Genomic DNA, 16,794 nt, shown 5'->3' on the forward strand with positions numbered 1-16,794 from the left:
CCCGAGCGCCCTCCCGGCCCGCATTGACCCTTTCGGGTTGCACTGAGCACCGGGCAATGATCATTTAGTAGGCATCGCCGCCCCGCCGCACTACGCTGCGCCCATGAGCATGCTCACTCCCCCCGACATGGGCGGCCCGTACCGCATCACGGGGGACAAGTACCCACGGATGCGCCGCCCGAGCGGTCGCCGCAGGATCGCGCTCGCGGTCGTCGCGGCCACCGTGGTGGTGGGGCTGATCGGCTGGGGCACCCTGCAGCTCATCGACGTCTTCACGGGGGGCGACAAGGCGTCGGCCGCGGCACGCGCGAGCGGCGACTGCGACCGCGACCGGGACCGCGCGCCGGCCGGCCCCGCCCGGGCCGCGAAGCCGAAACCGCTGCCCCGGCCGGGCCAGATCAAGGTCAACGTCCTCAACGCCACGCCCCGCGCCGGCCTCGCCAAGAAGACCGCCGACGAGCTCAAGAAGCGCGGCTTCGCCATCGGCAAGGTCGGGAACGCGACCAAGGAGTACGACAAGAAGGTCAAGGGCACCGGGCTGCTGCTCGGCGCCAAGACGGCCGCCGACACCGCGCTCCCGGTGCTCGGCACGCAGCTCGCGGACGCCGAGCGCAAGGCCGACGGCCGCAAGGGCGGCGAGGTCGACCTGGTCATCGGCGACCGGTTCAAGGAGCTGGCCAAAAAGGAGGACGCCGACAAGGCCCTGGCCGCACTGGCCAAGCCCGAGCCGACGTCCAAGCCGTCAGGCAAGAAGAACTGCTAGCCGGACACCGGCCCGGCCACGAGAACGGCGGAGCCACTCCGCCGTCCCCGCACAGCGGAGCCACTCCGCCGTCCCCGCACGGCGGAGCTACTCCGCGGTCCCGTACATCCGGTCGCCCGCGTCGCCGAGGCCCGGCACGATGTAGCCCTGCTCGTTGAGCCGCTCGTCGACCGAGGCCGTCACGACCGTCACCGGCGTCCCCGCCAGCTCGCGCTCCATGATCTCGACGCCCTCGGGGGCGGCGAGGAGCACCACGGCGGTCACGTCGTCGGCGCCGCGCTTGATGAGCTCCCGGATCGCCGCGACGAGCGTGCCGCCGGTGGCGAGCATGGGGTCGAGGACGTACACCTGACGCCCGGAGAGGTCCTCCGGCATGCGCGTCGCGTACGTGGAGGCCTCCAGGGTCTCCTCGTTGCGGATCATGCCGAGGAAGCCGACCTCGGCGGTCGGCAGGAGCCGGACCATGCCGTCGAGCATGCCGAGACCGGCACGCAGGATCGGCACCACCAGCGGGCGCGGGTGCGACAGCTTCACGCCGGTCGTCCCGGTCACCGGGGTCTCGATGTCGACCTGCTCGGTGCGCACGTCCCGGGTGGCCTCGTACGCGAGCAGGGTGACCAGCTCGTCGGCGAGGCGCCGGAAGGTCGGGGAGTCGGTGCGCTTGTCGCGCAGCGTGGTGAGTTTGTGCGCCACCAGCGGGTGGTCGACGACGTGGATCCGCATGGCATCAACAGTAACCGGGCGCGGAGCCACTCCCTCCTCGCCGGCACCCCGCCGGCGCCCCACCGGCATCTCACCCGCATCTCACCGGCATCAATGCCGCCGACCGAGGGAAGGTGGGGACGTACGGACTGAGGTGGTGTGGCCCATGGTGGAGCGCAAACCGGAAGACGAGACCGACGCCGAGCGTCGAAGGCGCCGCGCCCAGTTCCTGCGCGAACGCGCCGAGGCCATCGAGCTCCGCGACCGGGTGAAGCCGCGCCGCGCCCGGGCGGCACGCATGCGACAGCAGATGCGCATGCGTACGTTCCGCTGGTAGCGGCCCGCCCGGCGACGGGCCCGTGGGAGCCGGGGAAAAACGCGACGCGGAACACAGCGGCCGGAAGACCTCTCCTGACGGCGCCGTTTCTGCCACGATTCCGAATGGGCGGGGCTTGGCATCAGCACTCCCCGCTCCCCGACCTCGCCGGGGGGACCCCAAACCGCCAACCGGCACTGCCTATGACCAGTGGGAGAGTCACGGTGTACTTCGCCGCACTGCTCGCGCGCACCGAAGACGGGTGGGAAGCGAGCGACACGGAGCTCGACGATGTGGAGACCCTGTCGGATCTGGCCGACCTGGCCCGCGAAGCCACAGCCGACTACGAGGACGACACAGTGCTCGTCTTCATCGAACAGGAAGACGCGTGGTTCGGCGTCGTCCGCGTGGACGGGGAGGAAGACCCCCGTATCTACGTCTCGGACGCGGCCGCGGCCGCCCGCAGCTCGTACGGGGAGATCCTGCTCACCGCCGAGATGCTCGGCCGCGACCCCGACGACGAGGAGGCGGTCGACCTGGACGCCCTCGATCTCGACGGCACGGAGGACGGCGAGCCGGAGGCGTCCGACGCCGAGCCGGACGCCGAGGACGACGCACCCGGTACGTCGGGCGTGCCGTCCGGGCCGCTCGGCGACACGGAGATCCTCGCCGACCTCGGCGTGCCGGAGAAGGATCTGCTCGGTCTGGAGGCCGGCGACGCGCTCAACGACATCGCCGACGTCCTCGGCGCGGCGGAGGTGCTCGAGACCGTCCGCTAGGTTCCCCGTGTGACCGACCCGACCGACCACACCACCGACCACACCACCGACCACACCACCGACCGCATCACCGATCACATCACCGAGAACGATCCTGTACGCGACCGCTGGCGGGCGCCCATGCGGCTCGCTCTGGCCGAGGCCGAGCGCGCCGTCGAGGGCGGTGACGTCCCCGTCGGCGCCGTCGTGCTGTCCCCGGACGGCACGACGGTGCTCGCCGTGGGGCACAACGAACGCGAGGCGGCCGGCGACCCCACCGCGCACGCGGAGGTGCTCGCCCTGCGCAGGGCCGCCGCCGCGACCGGCGAGTGGCGGCTGACCGGCTGCACGCTCGTCGTGACGCTGGAGCCGTGCACGATGTGCGCGGGCGCGCTCGTGCAGTCCCGCGTGGAGAGGGTCGTCTACGGAGCGCGTGACGAGAAGGCCGGCGCGGCGGGCTCCCTCTGGGACGTCGTGCGCGACAGAAGGCTCAACCACCGCCCCGAGGTCATCCACGGTGTTCTCGCGGACGAGTGCGCCGCCCAGCTGACGGACTTCTTCCGCAAGCGCTGATTCAGGGCCTCGCGGGATCCGGCGACGAACGGATTTCTGTCCGCGGGCCACTTTGGGCTAGAGTTCCTCTCGGTAGCGTGTCCGAGCGGCCGAAGGAGCTCGCCTCGAAAGCGAGTGAAGGGTAACCCCCTTCCGTGGGTTCAAATCCCACCGCTACCGCTCTTGATACGAAAGGGCCCGACCAGCCGAGCTGGTCGGGCCCTTCGTCGTTCGGTGAGCCGTGAGTATGGGCGGGGGAAGCGGCATCGGGGGGACAGCCGCTTCCCCCGACGAGGACCAGGCCCTCAAGTCGACGCCGCCGCCGGGGGAAGCGGACGGCGCGGACCCCGCAGTGGGGCCGGTCCCTCACCCCGCGGACTCCTGCCAGATCCGCCGGGCTCACCCCCATCCTGCGTCCCCGCGCCCCCGTGGAGCGCGGGCAAAGGGCCTCCGCCGCCGGGCCGTTGGTCCCTAAAAACCCCGTCAGTACCGTCCGGGTTAGACTCGCCGCCGTCACAGGGGTCACACGGGGCACGGCAAGGGGAGGCCAGATCGTGGCAGTGCAGTGGAAGAAGCTCGGCCTCTTCGCGGTGGTCGTCTTCGTGCTCTACGTGATCATCACCGACCCCGCCAAGGCCGCCGACTACGTGCAGATAGGGTTCGAAGGCATTTCGAGCGCCGCTCAGAGCATCGGTGACTTCATGACGTGGGTCGCCAACGGAGGCAAGGACTGAGCGGCCGCCCAGGCCGCCGGCGCCGCCCGGCCCCAGCCCTCTCCAAGGAGTGCCCGTGATCCGCCATCTGGTCCTCTTCAAGCTCAACGACGGCGTGCGGCGCGACGAGCCGCGCGTGGTCGAGGGCGTCAAGGCCTTCCGCGCCCTCGGCGAGCAGATCCCGGAGCTCACGTTCTGGGAGTGCGACTGGAACATCACCGACCGCCCCATCGCGTACGACTTCGCCATCAACTCGGCGGTCGAGGACACCGATGCGCTGAAGCGGTACATCGAGCACCCGGCGCACCAGGCGGGCGTCGCGCTGTGGCGCGAGTTCGCCACGTGGGTGATCGCGGACTACGAGTTCTGAGTCGGCCACCCCGCCGCCCCGCCCTCCGAACGGCCCCGCACCGCGATGGTGCGGGGCCGTTCCGCGTCGTACGCCCCAACTTGCCTTCAACACGGAGTTATCAGGTGCTTGCACACAGTGCACATGTCTTGTGATGCTATGACCGCTTTTGACGGATGAGTTGACCGAGGTCGACCGAGCGTCGACCGAGCTTGACTGTGCCTGACTGACAGTGCCTGTCTGAGAAGGGGTGGCGTTGACCGTGCCGGCCAGTACTGCGCCCGAAGCGCCGCCCGCGAGGACCGCACAGAGTTCCGAAAGTACGCAGAACTCCGGAAACACCCCCAGCCCCGGGAGCACCCCGAGCCCCGGAAGCGCGCAGGGCTCCGGAAGCGCGCAGGGCTCCGGAAGCGCGCAGAGCTCCGGAAGCACCCGGGGTGCCGACACCCGCGCCCTGACCCAGGTGCTCTTCGGCCAGCTCAAGGAGCTGGAGCCGGGCAGCCCCGAGCACGGCCGGGTGCGCGGCGCCCTCATCGAGGCCAACCTGCCGCTCGTGCGGTACGCGGCCGCGCGCTTCCGCAGCCGCAACGAGCCGATGGAGGACGTCGTCCAGGTCGGCACCATCGGGCTCATCAACGCCATCGACCGGTTCGACCCGGAGCGCGGGGTGCAGTTCCCGACCTTCGCGATGCCGACCGTGGTCGGTGAGATCAAGCGGTACTTCCGCGACAACGTCCGCACGGTCCACGTGCCGCGCCGGCTGCACGAGCTGTGGGTGCAGGTGACGGGGGCCACCGAGGACCTCACCACCGCCTTCGGGCGCTCGCCGACGACCTCGGAGATCGCCGAGCGGCTGCGCATCACCGAGGACGAGGTGCTCGCCTGCATCGAGGCCGGGCGCTCGTACCACGCGACGTCGCTGGAGGCGGCCCAGGAGGGCGACGGGCTGCCCGGCCTGCTCGACCGGCTCGGCTACGAGGACCCCGCGCTCGACGGCGTCGAGCACCGCGATCTCGTACGCCACCTCCTGGTCCAACTGCCCGAGCGCGAGCAGCGGATCCTTCTCCTCCGCTACTACAGCAATCTGACGCAGTCACAGATCAGCGCCGAATTGGGCGTTTCCCAGATGCATGTGTCGAGACTGCTCGCCAGAAGCTTCGCGCGCCTTCGGTCCGCAAATCGGATCGAGGCGTAACCGTAACGAGTGGAGTGCCGTCGGAGCTCTTCCCGACGGCACTCTTTGCTGAAATGGCGCAGACCCCCTCTTTCCTGCACGGATGTCACCCTGGTTTGTCGACAAGTAACTACAGCGCGTTGCCGACATGTGACATTCTGCTGGAACCGCGTTTGCCGTAGCCCCACCTCCGGTATTCAGGTGGAGGCTGCGTTCCTCCGACGGGAGCGCCCGCCGCGACCGTCCGCGACCTCAAGGGGGTGGCATGTCCGCAGACCAGGGCAGCTCGAAGGTGCTCACGCTCACGCTCACCAAGAGCCCGAGCGAGTCCGCGCCCGACGCGCTTCACAGCTCACCGGCTTCGGAAGCCATCGACACCCGGACCCTGTCCCGCTCCCTCTTCCTGCGGCTCGCCACGCTCGCCCAGGACAGCCCGGAGCGCGTCTATGTACGGGACACGCTCATCGAGCTCAACCTCCCCCTCGTGCGGTACGCCGCGGCCCGCTTCCGCAGCCGCAACGAACCGATGGAGGACATCGTCCAGGTCGGCACCATCGGCCTGATCAAGGCGATCGACCGTTTCGACTGCGAACGGGGCGTGGAATTCCCGACGTTCGCCATGCCGACGGTCGTCGGTGAGATCAAGCGCTTCTTCCGGGACACCAGTTGGTCGGTGCGGGTGCCGCGCCGCCTCCAGGAGCTGCGGCTCGCGCTCACGAAGACCAGCGACGAGCTCGCCCAGCGGCTCGACCGCTCGCCGACCGTGCCCGAACTGGCCATCGCACTCGGCGTATCGGAGGAAGACGTCGTCGACGGCCTCGCCGTCGGCAACGCGTACACGGCATCCTCCCTCGACTCCCCGACCCCCGAGGACGACGGCGGCGAGGGCTCCCTCGCGGACCGTCTCGGGTACGAGGACTCGGCCCTGGAGGGCGTGGAGTACCGCGAGTCCCTCAAGCCCCTGCTCGCCAAACTCCCGCCGCGCGAGCGCCGCATCATCATGCTGCGCTTCTTCGCCAACATGACGCAGTCGCAGATCGGCGAGGAGGTCGGCATCTCGCAGATGCACGTGTCCCGCCTCCTGACGCGGACGCTCGCCCAGCTGCGCGAGGGCCTGATCTCGGACTGACGGCGTCCTGACGGCGTCGCCACGCGGCCGTGGCGGGACCGGTGTTGCTGACGGGGTTCCGAATTGACGTACCGTCAGCCACACTGACGCGATGCGACGAGGTGTGCGGAACATACTCGGTGCGGGGGGCGCTGCGCTGTGCCTCGGCGGGCTGCTGTCCGCCTGCGGCGGCGGCAGCGGTGACGGGTACGTGGCGACCGGAGCGGCGGGCTCCTCCCCGGGAGGCGCCCAGGCCCCCGAGAAGCCGGTGGGCCCGACTGCTGACGTTCGGCTGATCCCTCTTGAGGGAGGCGACGGGACTGGCGGGGCCAAGGGTGGTCGTGGGGGCGCCTCGGAGGGGAAGTCGTCGTCGGGCGGGGCTTCGAGGGGGACGGGAGGGGGCTCTGGGGATCCGTCGACGGGGCCTTCGGAGGGCCCTGTCAGCAACAGGAACTCCCCGGGTACGCCGGGCACGCCGGGTATGCCGGGTACGCCGGATACGCCGAGCTCACCGGGTACGCCTGACAGGCCTGGCACACCGGACAGGCCTGGCACGCCGAGCGCCCCGGGAACCCCGAGTACATCGCCGAGTGGGCCCGCGAAGCTCAGCTTCGGTGATCCCGAGCGTGAGCCCGGGGCCAAGCGCTGGTGCGACAAGGTGACGGTCACCTTCCGCAACACCGGTGGCTCACCGGTCCGTTCGGGAACGGTCACCTTCGGTACGCACATCATCGGCGCGCTCGGCGTCGACTGGGCCACGATCGAGTCGACCGTGCAGTTGCCGGCGCCGATCGGCCCCGGGCAGAAGAGGGAGAAGTCCTGGCCGGTGTGCGTGGACGCGTGGCGCGTGCCGCTGGGCATGCACGTCGAAACGCGGGACGTCTCGGTCAAGTGGCGCTAGCGGGCCCCCTTCCGGGGGCGGTTCCGTTTCGCCTGCGGGTGCGTCGTGGTTGCTCGCGCAGTTCCCCGCGCCCCTGACCGTGGTCCCCCCTGCCGGTCCTTCGCCTGCGGGCGCGTCGGGGCTGATCGCGCAGTTCCCCGCGCCCCTGAGGAAGTCCACCCTGAGCCATACGGAATGGCAGGCCCCCCAAGGGGCGCGGGGAACTGCGCGCCCAGCTACAGCGAGCCCGCAGATAAGAGACACCCCCAGCCGCCCACTTCCAGGGGCGCGGGGAACTGCGCGAGCAACCACAGCGTGCCCGCAGAGAGACAGTCGCAGTAAGAGGTGGGGCGGTCCGAGTGGGACAGGGTGCCCCCACCCGCGTAGAGACGTCGAGTTCGTTGCCGTTACTTAAGGGCGAGCCACGCCACGCCCGCCACCACCAGGATCGCGAGAACGACGCCCACGATCAGGCCGACGCGCGGCCCCGAAGACGTCGCGGCCTGCTGTCGGCGGCCCTGCGGCGCCTCGTCGACGAAGGCGCGGAACATCTGCGTGCTGCCGGCGGGGTCGGGGTTGCCCGGGTTGCCCTGGGGGTTGTGTGCCATGGGGCAGGACACTAGCGAATCCAGCGCCATCGGCCCAACCCCCTCTGGCCAGGGACTTTACGAGCGGGCCCCCAACGCTTTGCCGACTCTTTAGTCCGATGGGCCCCTTTTAGTTTGCCTGCAGCAACCAACTGCTCTTATCGTTGCCCTAAGCAACAAATATTCAGGAGGTGCCGTGGCCGCGCAGCGTCAGTACGAGGAGCTGGCCCGACAGCTCAGCGCCATCGGTGCCGTGAAGCGTGGCCTCGGCCGGGGGCTCCCCCACGACTGTCCGGCCGGATCCGCCGCCGTGCTCATCCTGCTCGACCGCCACGGCGCGATGCGGATGAGCAGGCTCGCGGAGCTGCTCGCCGTCGACATGTCGGTCACCAGCCGGCACGTCGCCCACGTCGCGGAGAAGGAGTGGATTGTCCGCGATCCCGACCCCGCGGACAAGCGGTCCCGGATCCTGCGGCTCACCACCGAGGGCAAGGCCAAGGTGGACGAGCTCTCCGAGCTCTCCATCCGCACGCTCACCCACTACCTGCACGACTGGACCGACGACGAGGTCGTCCAGCTCAGCACGCTGCTCGCGCGACTGCGCGACAGCTTCGGGGACTGCCGCGCGGCTTCGGCCCGGCTGTCCCCTTCCCTCCACGACGTACAGACCACGTCGGAGACCACCCGTACACCCGCGTAAGAAAAGGAATTCCATGGCAACAACCACACCAGCCGGTGTGCGGGGCAGCCATGCCAAGCACGGAGCTCACCACGGTCACCACGGTGAGAACGCTCCGATGACGCACCGGCAGATCATGGAAGCGCTGTCGGGGCTGCTGCTCGGCATGTTCGTGGCGATCCTCTCGTCGACGATCGTCTCCAACGCCCTGCCCGAAATCATCGGCGACCTCGGCGGCGGCCAGTCCGCCTACACCTGGGTCGTCACCGCGTCGCTGCTCGCGATGACCGCGACGACGCCCCTGTGGGGCAAGCTGTCCGACCTCTTCAGCAAGAAGGCGCTCGTACAGATAGCCCTGATCATCTACGTCGGCGGATCGGTCGTCGCCGGTCTCTCGCAGAGCGCAGGGATGCTGATCGCCTGCCGCGTTGTGCAGGGCATCGGCGTGGGTGGCCTCTCCGCCCTCGCCCAGATCGTGATGGCCGCGATGATCTCCCCGCGCGAGCGCGGCCGGTACTCCGGCTACCTCGGCGCGACCTTCGCCGTCGCCACCGTCGGCGGTCCGCTGCTCGGCGGTGTCATCACCGACACCTCGTGGCTCGGCTGGCGCTGGTGCTTCTACGTCGGCGTGCCCTTCGCGATCATCGCGCTGATCGTCCTCCAGAAGACCCTGAAGCTCCCCGTCGTCAAGCGCGACGTCAAGGTCGACTGGGCCGGCGCCTTCTTCATCAGCGCCGCCGTCTGCCTGCTCCTCGTCTGGGTCACCTTCGCCGGTGACAAGTACGACTGGATGTCGTGGCAGACCGGCGCCATGGTCGGCGGTTCGGTGCTGCTCGGGCTGATCTTCGTGTTCGTCGAGTCCAGGGCGAGCGAGCCGATCATCCCGCTGCGGCTCTTCCGCAACCGCACCATCACCCTCGCCTCGCTCGCCTCGCTCTTCGTGGGTGTCGCGATGTTCGCGGGCACGGTGTTCTTCAGCCAGTACTTCCAGCTGGCGCGGGGCGAGTCCCCGACGATGTCCGGCGTCATGACCATCCCGATGATCGGTGGTCTGTTCATCTCCTCCACCGTGTCCGGCCAGGTCATCACCAAGACCGGCAAGTGGAAGGCGTGGCTGGTCAGCGGTGGTGTGCTGGTGACCGCGGGCCTCGGTCTGCTCGGCACCATCCGGTACGACACCGAGTACTGGCACATCGCGATCTTCATGGCCCTGATGGGTCTCGGCATCGGCATGATGATGCAGAACCTGGTCCTCTGCACGCAGAACCAGGTCGCCCCCGAGGACCTCGGCTCCGCCAGCTCCACCGTCACCTTCTTCCGCTCCCTGGGCGGTGCGATGGGTGTCTCGGCGCTCGGCGCCATCATGTCCACGCGCATCACCGACTACGTCAAGGACGGCATCACCGACCTCGGCCCCAAGGCCGCGGCGCAGTTCGGCCACGGCGGCACGGGCGGCGGCGGCATCCCCGACCTGGACAAGATCCCGGAGCCGTTCCGCACGGTGATGGAGAGCGCGTACGGGCACGGCATCGCCGATGTCTTCCTGATCGCCGCGCCGATGGCGCTGATCGCCTTCCTGATCACGCTGTTCATCAAGGAGGTTCCGCTGCGGACGTCGGGCGGGCTCGCCCAGGCCGCGGAGAGCACGGAGGGTGCGGCCCCGACCGCCGCCACGGCCCCCGCAGACACTGCCGCCACCACCGCCGAGCAGCCCGTGCTCGCCTCCGTCACCTCGACGACCGAGACCGGGCCCGAGGGCACGCAGCGGCTCGCCGCCACGGCGTCCGCCGCGCAGCCCGGCGCGGGATCCGGTGAGCTTCCGCAGATCACCGGCGGCATTCCGGTACGCGGCTTCGTCCGCGGCGCCGAGGGCGCGCCCGTGCCGCAGGCCGCCGTCACGCTGATCTCCCTCGGGGGACGGCAGCTCGGCCGCTCGGTCGCGCAGGGCGACGGCGCCTACACCGTCGACGCCCCGGGCGCGGGCTCGTACGTGCTCATCGCCTCCGCCGACGGCTTCCAGCCGCAGGCCTCGACCGTGGTCGTGGGCGAGGAAGCGCTGTCGTACGACATCCTCCTCAGCGGCACCAGCGGGCTGAGCGGCCTCGTGCGCGACGCCGACAGCAAGCTGCCCGTCAGCGGTGCGATGGTCATCGTGACCGATGTACGCGGTGACGTCCTCGCCACCGGACTCTCCGGCGAGCAGGGCGAGTTCACCTTCGCCGAGCTGGTCCCCGGCACCGTCACCATCGCGGTGAACGCCGCCGGACACCGGCCGCTGGCCCTGCCCGTCGAGGTGGGCGGCACCGGGGTCACCCGGGTCGAGGTCGAGCTCAACTCCGGTGCGCGGGTGCTCGGCACGGTGCGCGCGGGCGGCGGCCCGCTGAACGATGCGCGGGTCACGCTGGTCGACGCCGCGGGCAACGTCGTCGCCACCGCCACCACCGGGGCGGACGGGGCGTACGCGTTCACCGACCTGGACAGCGGGGAGTACACGGTCATCGCGACCGGGTACCCGCCGGTGGCCACGGGCCTGACGGTCGCCGGCAGCGGCGTCGAGGGCCACGACATCGAACTCGCCCACCCGGGCGAGTGACCGACCCCGGCCCGTGGCCGCGGACGTGCTTCGAGCGGAGGCGCGGCGGCCCCGGGCCGGTCGTGGGGAAGGCCCCCGGGCCGGCGGTGGCATTCATGGCAGGGGACGGCCGGCCACCGCCGCCGGGGGCCGCCCGCGTTCTGTGGGCCTGTTGGGGCCTGCGCGGCCTGCGCGGCCCGCACGGCCTCTATGAAGCGTGAACGAACGTGAGCTGGACTGTGAGGCTTCCGATCGGATCGGAAGCCCGGCAAGGAGTAAAACGGGATGGGACTCAACGCTCGGATCCGTACGCGTGACGGGTGGGCCGTGCCCCACGCCGTCGTCACGGTGACCGACATGACCGGGGCGCAGGTGCTGCGGGCGGACGCGGACGCGGAGGGCGTCGTACGGGACGGGACGGCGCTCGCGGCCGGGCCGTACACCGTCATCGTCACCGCCGTCGGCTACGCGCCGGTCGCCTCCACCGCGCTCGTCACCGCCAGCGGGCGGGCCGAGGTCGGCAACGTCGTCCTCGCCCGGCAGGGCGGCACGGAGCTGCCCCCGCCCGGGGCGTGGACCGTCGACCCCGCGCACTCGACCGTGGGCGCCGTCGCCCAGCACCTCGGGATCACCAGCGTGCACGGGCGGTTCCTGGAGTTCGGCGGCCGCATCGAGATCGCCGAGGACGTCGAGAAGTCGCGGGTCGAGGCGGTCATCCGGGCGGCCTCGATCGACACGGGGAACGGTATGCGGGACGGTCACCTGAAGTCGGCCGACTTCCTGGACGTCGAGCAGTACCCGGAGATCACGTACCGGTCGAGCGGGCTGAGCCCCGTGGGGCCCGACCGGTGGACGGTCCACGGCGAGCTGGGCATGCACGGCGTCGTGCGCCCCGTCGACCTGGACCTCAGCTACCTCGGCACCGGGGCGGACCCGTGGGGCGGCACACGCGCCGCCTTCCGCGCCACGGCGGAACTGCGCCGCGAGGACTTCGCCATGAACTACAACCAGGTGGTCCAGGCGGGCATCTCGGCGATCGGCACGACGCTGCGGGTGGAGCTGGACATCCAGGCCGTGCAGGGGGAGAGCTTGCCGCAGGCGGGCTGAGGTCCGCGAGTCGCGGACTGCGGGTTGCGGGTTGCGGGCTGTCGGCGGGCTGACGGCTTATGGCGGGCGCCCGAAGGTGAAGCCCCTTCGGGCAGTTGGGGCAGCGCGAGGGCAACAAGGGCAACGCCTGTGACAGAACGAAGACAGCGCGGAGGACCGGCCGTAACTCGGTGCGGGCTACAAATAGTTACGACCACACGCACGGCACCCGCACACCCGCCGCACTTCTTCTGGGGGAAACCATGAAGAACACCCGCATCACCGCTCTCGCCGCCGTCAGCCTCGCCGCCGCCCTCTCGCTCACCGCCTGCGGCGGTGACGACGACGGGCCGGACGCGTCGTCCAAGGGCACCTCGAACTCCTCGTCTTCATCCTCATCCGCGGGGAGCTCCGAGGCGGGCAACGCGGGCAACAAGGAGTCGGGTTCCGGCGAGGACACCAAGACCGAGGCAGCCGCGGGCGGCGCGAAGCCCGGCGCCAAGGCCACGTTCTGCAAGACGGCGGACCTCACCATCGACGCCCGGGACGCCGCCCCCGACGAGAACACCGGCAGCATCGACATCACCATGACCAACCGGGGTTCGACCACCTGCTCGGCGACGGGCTTCGCGGGCGTCGACATCAAGGACGTCGACCACACCTCAAGCTCGATCGAGCGCGGCCGGGCGCAGCCGCGGGTCACCACCCTCAAGCCGGGTGACGCCGCCGTCTTCAACATCGCCTACGACATCGACACCAGCGGCAAGAGCCTCGCGTCGCCGACCCACATCATGGTGACGCCCCCGAACGAGACCCACACCGTCACCCTGAAGTGGCCCGCAGGCGCCGGCGCCATCAAGGGCGCCTACACCGACATGCAGGTCTACCCCACCCACACCAAAAACTAGCCCCGCTCCCCCCGCCCGACCCCCTTCAGCAGCTCACAGGGCCCCCACCCACCCGCCCTACTCCCGCGGGGACATCGCAAGGGCACCCCACCCCCGCGCCCCCGCAGGACGTCGCGAGGAACACCCCCACCCACCCGCCCCTACCCCCGCGGGACGTCGCGGGGCAAACGGGTGGGTGGGTGGGAAGCATCCGCCGCGAAGCGGCGGGCTAGGTGCCCCTACCCCAGCGGTACGACGCAGGCCAAGCCCACCCCACCCACCCACCCCACCCGCCCGCCCCGCGCCGGGTCACGCCTCCCTGGAGAGGAGGGACTCGATTCCCGCGACCATCAGGTCGAGGGCAATCGTGAAGTCCCGTTCCCACATCTCCTCAACCGTGTCCCCCTCCCGAGCCGCCATCAATTCATCCGCACTCTCCAACAGCCCGTGCGACGCCAGCTCGTCGCGGACCGTACCGGCCGCCTCCCGGTAGTACTCCTCCTGCGTCATCCCCACCTCCGCGCACCGCGAGATGTAGTGGCCCTCGATGGTGCCGAAGCCGTACACGAACTGGAAGACCGCCGAGATCGCCCCGTTCTGCGTGTACGCGGGAAGCCCGGTGTTGCGCACCGCGTTCTGGATGGCGAGGGCGAAAGCCAGCCAGTTGGGCCCGATGTTGAGGAAGCGGCCGACCAGCGGTGACACCCAGGGGTGCCGGATCAGCGCCGCCCGGTACTCGCCGGCCAGCGCGCGGAGTTGTTCGCGCCAGTTCTCGGGCGACGCCTCCGTCTCGGGGAGCCGCATCTCGCCGCACACCGAGTCGAGGGCTAGCTCCAGGAGGTCGTCCTTGGTGTCGACGTACCAATAGACGGACATCGCCGTGACGTTCAGTTCCCCGGCGAGCCTGCGCATGGAGAACTTGTCGAGCCCTTCCGCGTCCAGGAGCCGGACCGTGACCTGGGTGATGCGTTCCCGGTCGAGGCCGTTCGGCTGATCGCCCTTGCGGCCGCCGCCACGGGGTGTCCTGGCCTGCAGCCAGACACTGGTCCGCGCCGTGTTCTTCGTGCGGCCGGCTGCCTTCGCCATGGCGCACCTTCCTCGTTGGTCCTCGGGCCCCGGAGCCGTTGTCTCCGGGGGGGAATGCTATGCCGCTGTCTTACCCACGGAGTCTGCCCTCTCCGCCCTGCGCAGCAACGCCGCCGCCAGCATGCCGCCGACGAGCACCGCAGCCGCGCCCACCAGCTGGCTGGTCTCAAGGCCCGAGGAGAACGCGTCAGCGATCCGCTCCCGTTCACCCGTCGACTTCGCCGCGGCCATGGCCGCCGGGAACGACGCGGCGGAGACCGCGACGAGCGACGCGAAACGGGAGTTGAGGACCGCGCCGAGCACGGCGACGCCCAGACCGTTGCCGAACTCCGCGAGCGTGCCGTTGATGCCCGCGCCCACGCCGGCCTTCTCCGGCGGGATGGCGCTCATGATGGCGTTGGCCATGGCCGGCATGGCGAGCGCGATGCCGGCGCCCATCACGATCAGGCCGAACAGCAGGCCGTTGTAGTTGTCGCCGCCGAGCACCGCTATGGCCGCGAGGCCCGCGGCGAGCAGGCTCATGCCGGACATGATCGTGACGGGCGTGCCCATCTTGGCGTGCAGCTTCGCGCCGATGCCCGCCAGGTTCAGGGCCACGATGGTCACCGCGAGCGGCGCCGTGCGCAGGCCCGCCTCCAACGGCTCGTACCCGAGCACGAACTGCAGGTGCTGGGTGAGGAGGAAGAGCGAGCCGCTCAGCCCGAAGGCGACGAGGATGGCGCCCGCCACCGCACCGACGAAGCGCTGGTTGCGGAAGAAGTGCATGTCCAGCATCGGATACGGGATGCGCAGCTCCCAGAGCGCGAACGCGCCGAGCACCAGCACGCCGACGGTGGCGGAGACCAGGACCTGCGCCGACGTCCAGCCGTGCTCGGGGCCGGAGATGATCGCGTAGACGACCGCGGCCATGCCGATGGTCGAGAGCAGGGCGCCCAGCAGGTCGGGGCGGTCGCCCTGGGGGTTCTTGGACTCCGGGACCAGCTTCAGGACCGCGACGAGGCCGAGCAGCGCCACGGGGATGTTGATCAGGAAGATCGAACCCCACCAGAAGTGGTCGAGCATGAAGCCGCCGAGCAGCGGACCGGCGGCGAACCCGAGGGAGTTGATGGTGGCCCAGAGGCCGATCGCCTTGACGCGCTCGGCGTCGTCGAAGATCTGCACGACGACCGCGAGGGTGGTGGTCATCAGGAGCGCGCCGCCGATGCCCATGCCCGCGCGGGCGGCGATGAGCTGTGAGGAGCTCTGGGCGAGGCCGGCCGCCAGCGAGCCGATGCCGAACAGGGCGAGGCCCGCGGCCAGCATCTTCTTGCGGCCGTAGCGGTCGGCGGCGCTGCCCGCGGTGAGCAGCAGACCGGACTGGACCAGCGAGTACGCGTTGATCATCCACTGGATGTCGGACGTGGACGCGTCCAGTTCCCGGGTGAGGGAGGGGATCGCGACGCTCAGGACGGTGTTGTCCAGCAGCACGGTGAGCTGCGCCAGGCAGATGACGCCGAGGATCAGCCAGCGCTGCGGGTGCCTCTGCGAGGCGGTGGGGGTCTCGGCAGTCGTCGCCGTCATGCAGCCCTCCCTTTCCGGGGACCGGTTCTTCTACGGTGTACGGGGTTCTGACGATGTACACCGTAGAACCACCCTCGTACGCCGTACAAGAGATTTTCCGGAAAGGGAGTCGCGCGCCGCGCCGCTCATCCGCCCGCGCAGCTTGTCGCCGTCCGGCGCGACGGCGGAGAGGACGAGCCGTGTCCGTAGGGTCCCCGGGCGGGGACCTCTCACGCGGAGACGGGCACGGCGGCCTTGATCAGATAGCCCGCCCCGCGCCGGGTGTGGATCATCGGCTCCCGGCCGGCATCGATCTTCCTGCGCAGATACGAGATGTAGAGCTCGACGACGTTGGCCTGGCCCCCGAAGTCGTAGTTCCACACCCGGTCGAGGATCTGCGCCTTGCTGAGCACGCGCCGCGGATTGCGCATGAGGTAGCGCAGCAGCTCGAACTCGGTGGCCGTGAGGTGGATGCTGTCGCCGCCCCGCGTCACCTCGTGGCTGTCCTCGTCGAGGGTCAGGTCCCCCACGACCAGCGTCGACTCGCTGCGCCTGTCGGCGGCGCCGGCCCGCCGGATGAGGCCGCGCAGCCGCGCCACGACCTCCTCCAGGCTGAACGGCTTGGTGACGTAGTCGTCGCCACCTGCTGTGAGCCCGGCGATGCGGTCCTCCACCGCGTCCTTCGCGGTGAGGAACAGCACGGGCACGCTCGGCATCTCGCGGCGCAGCCTGCCGAGCAGCGAGAGCCCGTCCATGTCGGGCAGCATCATGTCGAGCACCACGGCGTCGGGGCGGAACGCGCGCGCGGCCCGCACCGCGCCCGCGCCGTCGGCCGCGCTGCGGATCTGCCAGCCCTCGTAGCGCAGGGCCATGGACAACAGCTCGGTGAGCGACACCTCGTCGTCCACGACGAGCACGCGGACGGGGCTCCCGTCCGGCCTGAGCAGTTCGGTACGCGCCTGAGGCGTGGTCGTGGTCATGTCCCACACCCTGCGACCCGCCCCTGAGAGCACTCTTGCGTCAACCTGTGAATTCCCTGAGAA

General features: G+C 70.4%; 18 protein-coding genes and 1 tRNA gene. 14 read left to right on the forward strand and 5 right to left on the reverse strand.

Translation table 11 applies throughout. From position 1 onward, the window contains the following. Positions 1 to 103 precede the first annotated feature (103 nt). On the forward strand, positions 104 to 763 hold the full coding sequence (locus tag ACH4D5_RS13335; RefSeq protein ID WP_398301636.1) for a LytR C-terminal domain-containing protein: 660 nt from the start codon (positions 104 to 106) through the stop codon (positions 761 to 763). 87 nt (positions 764 to 850) lie between these two features. On the opposite strand, the gene upp is transcribed toward ACH4D5_RS13335, so the two are convergent. Beyond that, a complete protein-coding gene (gene upp / locus ACH4D5_RS13340; protein WP_398301638.1) occupies positions 851 to 1,486 on the reverse strand; it encodes a uracil phosphoribosyltransferase in 636 nt (211 codons plus the stop codon). Positions 1,487 to 1,631: 145 nt separating this feature from the next. Here upp and ACH4D5_RS13345 point away from each other — a divergent pair, with 145 nt between their 5' ends. The 9 genes from ACH4D5_RS13345 to ACH4D5_RS13385 all read left to right on the forward strand — a co-directional run bounded on the left by ACH4D5_RS13345 (position 1,632) and on the right by ACH4D5_RS13385 (position 7,336). Continuing rightward, positions 1,632 to 1,802: a hypothetical protein gene (locus ACH4D5_RS13345; RefSeq protein ID WP_362992040.1), complete on the forward strand. Its 171-nt coding sequence runs from the start codon at positions 1,632 to 1,634 to the stop codon at positions 1,800 to 1,802. 203 nt (positions 1,803 to 2,005) lie between these two features. Beyond that, positions 2,006 to 2,560 carry a hypothetical protein gene (locus tag ACH4D5_RS13350; protein WP_398302592.1) on the forward strand — a complete coding sequence of 185 codons (555 nt, stop codon included), beginning with the start codon at positions 2,006 to 2,008 and terminating at the stop codon, positions 2,558 to 2,560. A 120-nt stretch (positions 2,561 to 2,680) separates the two neighbouring features. Beyond that, positions 2,681 to 3,112, forward strand: a complete 432-nt coding sequence (gene tadA / locus ACH4D5_RS13355; protein WP_398302594.1) for a tRNA adenosine(34) deaminase TadA — start codon at positions 2,681 to 2,683, stop codon at positions 3,110 to 3,112. Positions 3,113 to 3,183: 71 nt separating this feature from the next. After that, positions 3,184 to 3,271 (forward strand) — tRNA-Ser (locus tag ACH4D5_RS13360). Between the two features lie 374 nt (positions 3,272 to 3,645). Continuing rightward, a complete protein-coding gene (locus ACH4D5_RS13365; protein ID WP_150169725.1) occupies positions 3,646 to 3,825 on the forward strand; it encodes a hypothetical protein in 180 nt (59 codons plus the stop codon). A 55-nt stretch (positions 3,826 to 3,880) separates the two neighbouring features. Then, positions 3,881 to 4,174: a Dabb family protein gene (locus ACH4D5_RS13370; protein WP_030780402.1), complete on the forward strand. Its 294-nt coding sequence runs from the start codon at positions 3,881 to 3,883 to the stop codon at positions 4,172 to 4,174. Positions 4,175 to 4,415: 241 nt separating this feature from the next. Continuing rightward, complete coding sequence (locus ACH4D5_RS13375; protein WP_398301641.1) at positions 4,416 to 5,348, forward strand: RNA polymerase sigma factor SigF; 933 nt, start codon at positions 4,416 to 4,418, stop codon at positions 5,346 to 5,348. Between the two features lie 244 nt (positions 5,349 to 5,592). Then, the gene (locus ACH4D5_RS13380) at positions 5,593 to 6,456 is read left to right on the forward strand and encodes an RNA polymerase sigma factor SigF (protein WP_398301643.1); all 864 of its coding nucleotides are present in this window, start codon (positions 5,593 to 5,595) and stop codon (positions 6,454 to 6,456) included. A 637-nt stretch (positions 6,457 to 7,093) separates the two neighbouring features. Continuing rightward, complete coding sequence (locus ACH4D5_RS13385; protein WP_398301645.1) at positions 7,094 to 7,336, forward strand: hypothetical protein; 243 nt, start codon at positions 7,094 to 7,096, stop codon at positions 7,334 to 7,336. 386 nt (positions 7,337 to 7,722) lie between these two features. Here ACH4D5_RS13385 and ACH4D5_RS13390 read toward each other — a convergent pair whose 3' ends face one another. Beyond that, a complete protein-coding gene (locus ACH4D5_RS13390; protein WP_398301646.1) occupies positions 7,723 to 7,923 on the reverse strand; it encodes a hypothetical protein in 201 nt (66 codons plus the stop codon). A gap of 175 nt (positions 7,924 to 8,098) precedes the next feature. Between ACH4D5_RS13390 and ACH4D5_RS13395 the strand changes: the two genes are divergently transcribed. The 4 genes from ACH4D5_RS13395 to ACH4D5_RS13410 all read left to right on the forward strand — a co-directional run bounded on the left by ACH4D5_RS13395 (position 8,099) and on the right by ACH4D5_RS13410 (position 13,147). Further along, the gene (locus ACH4D5_RS13395) at positions 8,099 to 8,602 is read left to right on the forward strand and encodes a MarR family winged helix-turn-helix transcriptional regulator (protein WP_398301648.1); all 504 of its coding nucleotides are present in this window, start codon (positions 8,099 to 8,101) and stop codon (positions 8,600 to 8,602) included. Positions 8,603 to 8,615: 13 nt separating this feature from the next. Then, complete coding sequence (locus ACH4D5_RS13400) at positions 8,616 to 11,174, forward strand: MFS transporter (RefSeq protein WP_398301650.1); 2,559 nt, start codon at positions 8,616 to 8,618, stop codon at positions 11,172 to 11,174. 264 nt (positions 11,175 to 11,438) lie between these two features. Then, a complete protein-coding gene (locus ACH4D5_RS13405; protein ID WP_398301652.1) occupies positions 11,439 to 12,260 on the forward strand; it encodes a YceI family protein in 822 nt (273 codons plus the stop codon). A 242-nt stretch (positions 12,261 to 12,502) separates the two neighbouring features. Then, a complete protein-coding gene (locus ACH4D5_RS13410) occupies positions 12,503 to 13,147 on the forward strand; it encodes a DUF4232 domain-containing protein (RefSeq protein ID WP_398301654.1) in 645 nt (214 codons plus the stop codon). Between the two features lie 288 nt (positions 13,148 to 13,435). Here the strand turns inward: ACH4D5_RS13410 and ACH4D5_RS13415 are convergent, their stop codons facing one another. From ACH4D5_RS13415 to ACH4D5_RS13425, 3 genes are all read right to left on the reverse strand, one after another. Next, entirely contained in the window at positions 13,436 to 14,212 is a 777-nt protein-coding gene (locus ACH4D5_RS13415; RefSeq protein WP_398301655.1) for a TetR/AcrR family transcriptional regulator, read from the reverse strand. Positions 14,213 to 14,269: 57 nt separating this feature from the next. Continuing rightward, positions 14,270 to 15,772 (reverse strand): MFS transporter, encoded by a 1,503-nt coding sequence (locus ACH4D5_RS13420; protein WP_398301657.1) that lies wholly within the window; start codon positions 15,770 to 15,772, stop codon positions 14,270 to 14,272. A gap of 209 nt (positions 15,773 to 15,981) precedes the next feature. Beyond that, positions 15,982 to 16,731 (reverse strand): response regulator transcription factor, encoded by a 750-nt coding sequence (locus ACH4D5_RS13425; RefSeq protein WP_398301659.1) that lies wholly within the window; start codon positions 16,729 to 16,731, stop codon positions 15,982 to 15,984. Positions 16,732 to 16,794 lie beyond the last annotated feature (63 nt).

The sequence above is a fragment of the Streptomyces sp. NPDC018029 genome, assembly GCF_044327655.1.
Taxonomy (GTDB): Bacteria; Actinomycetota; Actinomycetes; order Streptomycetales; family Streptomycetaceae; genus Streptomyces.

Coding starts and splice junctions, on each gene's coding strand:
- ACH4D5_RS13420 (WP_398301657.1), bottom strand. CDS start 15,772: ATGACGGCGACGACTGCCGAGACCCCCACCGCCTCGCAGAGGCACCCG.
- ACH4D5_RS13425 (WP_398301659.1), bottom strand. CDS start 16,731: ATGACCACGACCACGCCTCAGGCGCGTACCGAACTGCTCAGGCCGGAC.
- ACH4D5_RS13415 (WP_398301655.1), bottom strand. CDS start 14,212: ATGGCGAAGGCAGCCGGCCGCACGAAGAACACGGCGCGGACCAGTGTC.
- ACH4D5_RS13345 (WP_362992040.1), top strand. CDS start 1,632: ATGGTGGAGCGCAAACCGGAAGACGAGACCGACGCCGAGCGTCGAAGG.
- upp (WP_398301638.1), bottom strand. CDS start 1,486: ATGCGGATCCACGTCGTCGACCACCCGCTGGTGGCGCACAAACTCACC.
- ACH4D5_RS13380 (WP_398301643.1), top strand. CDS start 5,593: ATGTCCGCAGACCAGGGCAGCTCGAAGGTGCTCACGCTCACGCTCACC.
- ACH4D5_RS13410 (WP_398301654.1), top strand. CDS start 12,503: ATGAAGAACACCCGCATCACCGCTCTCGCCGCCGTCAGCCTCGCCGCC.
- ACH4D5_RS13390 (WP_398301646.1), bottom strand. CDS start 7,923: ATGGCACACAACCCCCAGGGCAACCCGGGCAACCCCGACCCCGCCGGC.
- ACH4D5_RS13405 (WP_398301652.1), top strand. CDS start 11,439: ATGGGACTCAACGCTCGGATCCGTACGCGTGACGGGTGGGCCGTGCCC.
- ACH4D5_RS13400 (WP_398301650.1), top strand. CDS start 8,616: ATGGCAACAACCACACCAGCCGGTGTGCGGGGCAGCCATGCCAAGCAC.
- tadA (WP_398302594.1), top strand. CDS start 2,681: ATGCGGCTCGCTCTGGCCGAGGCCGAGCGCGCCGTCGAGGGCGGTGAC.
- ACH4D5_RS13335 (WP_398301636.1), top strand. CDS start 104: ATGAGCATGCTCACTCCCCCCGACATGGGCGGCCCGTACCGCATCACG.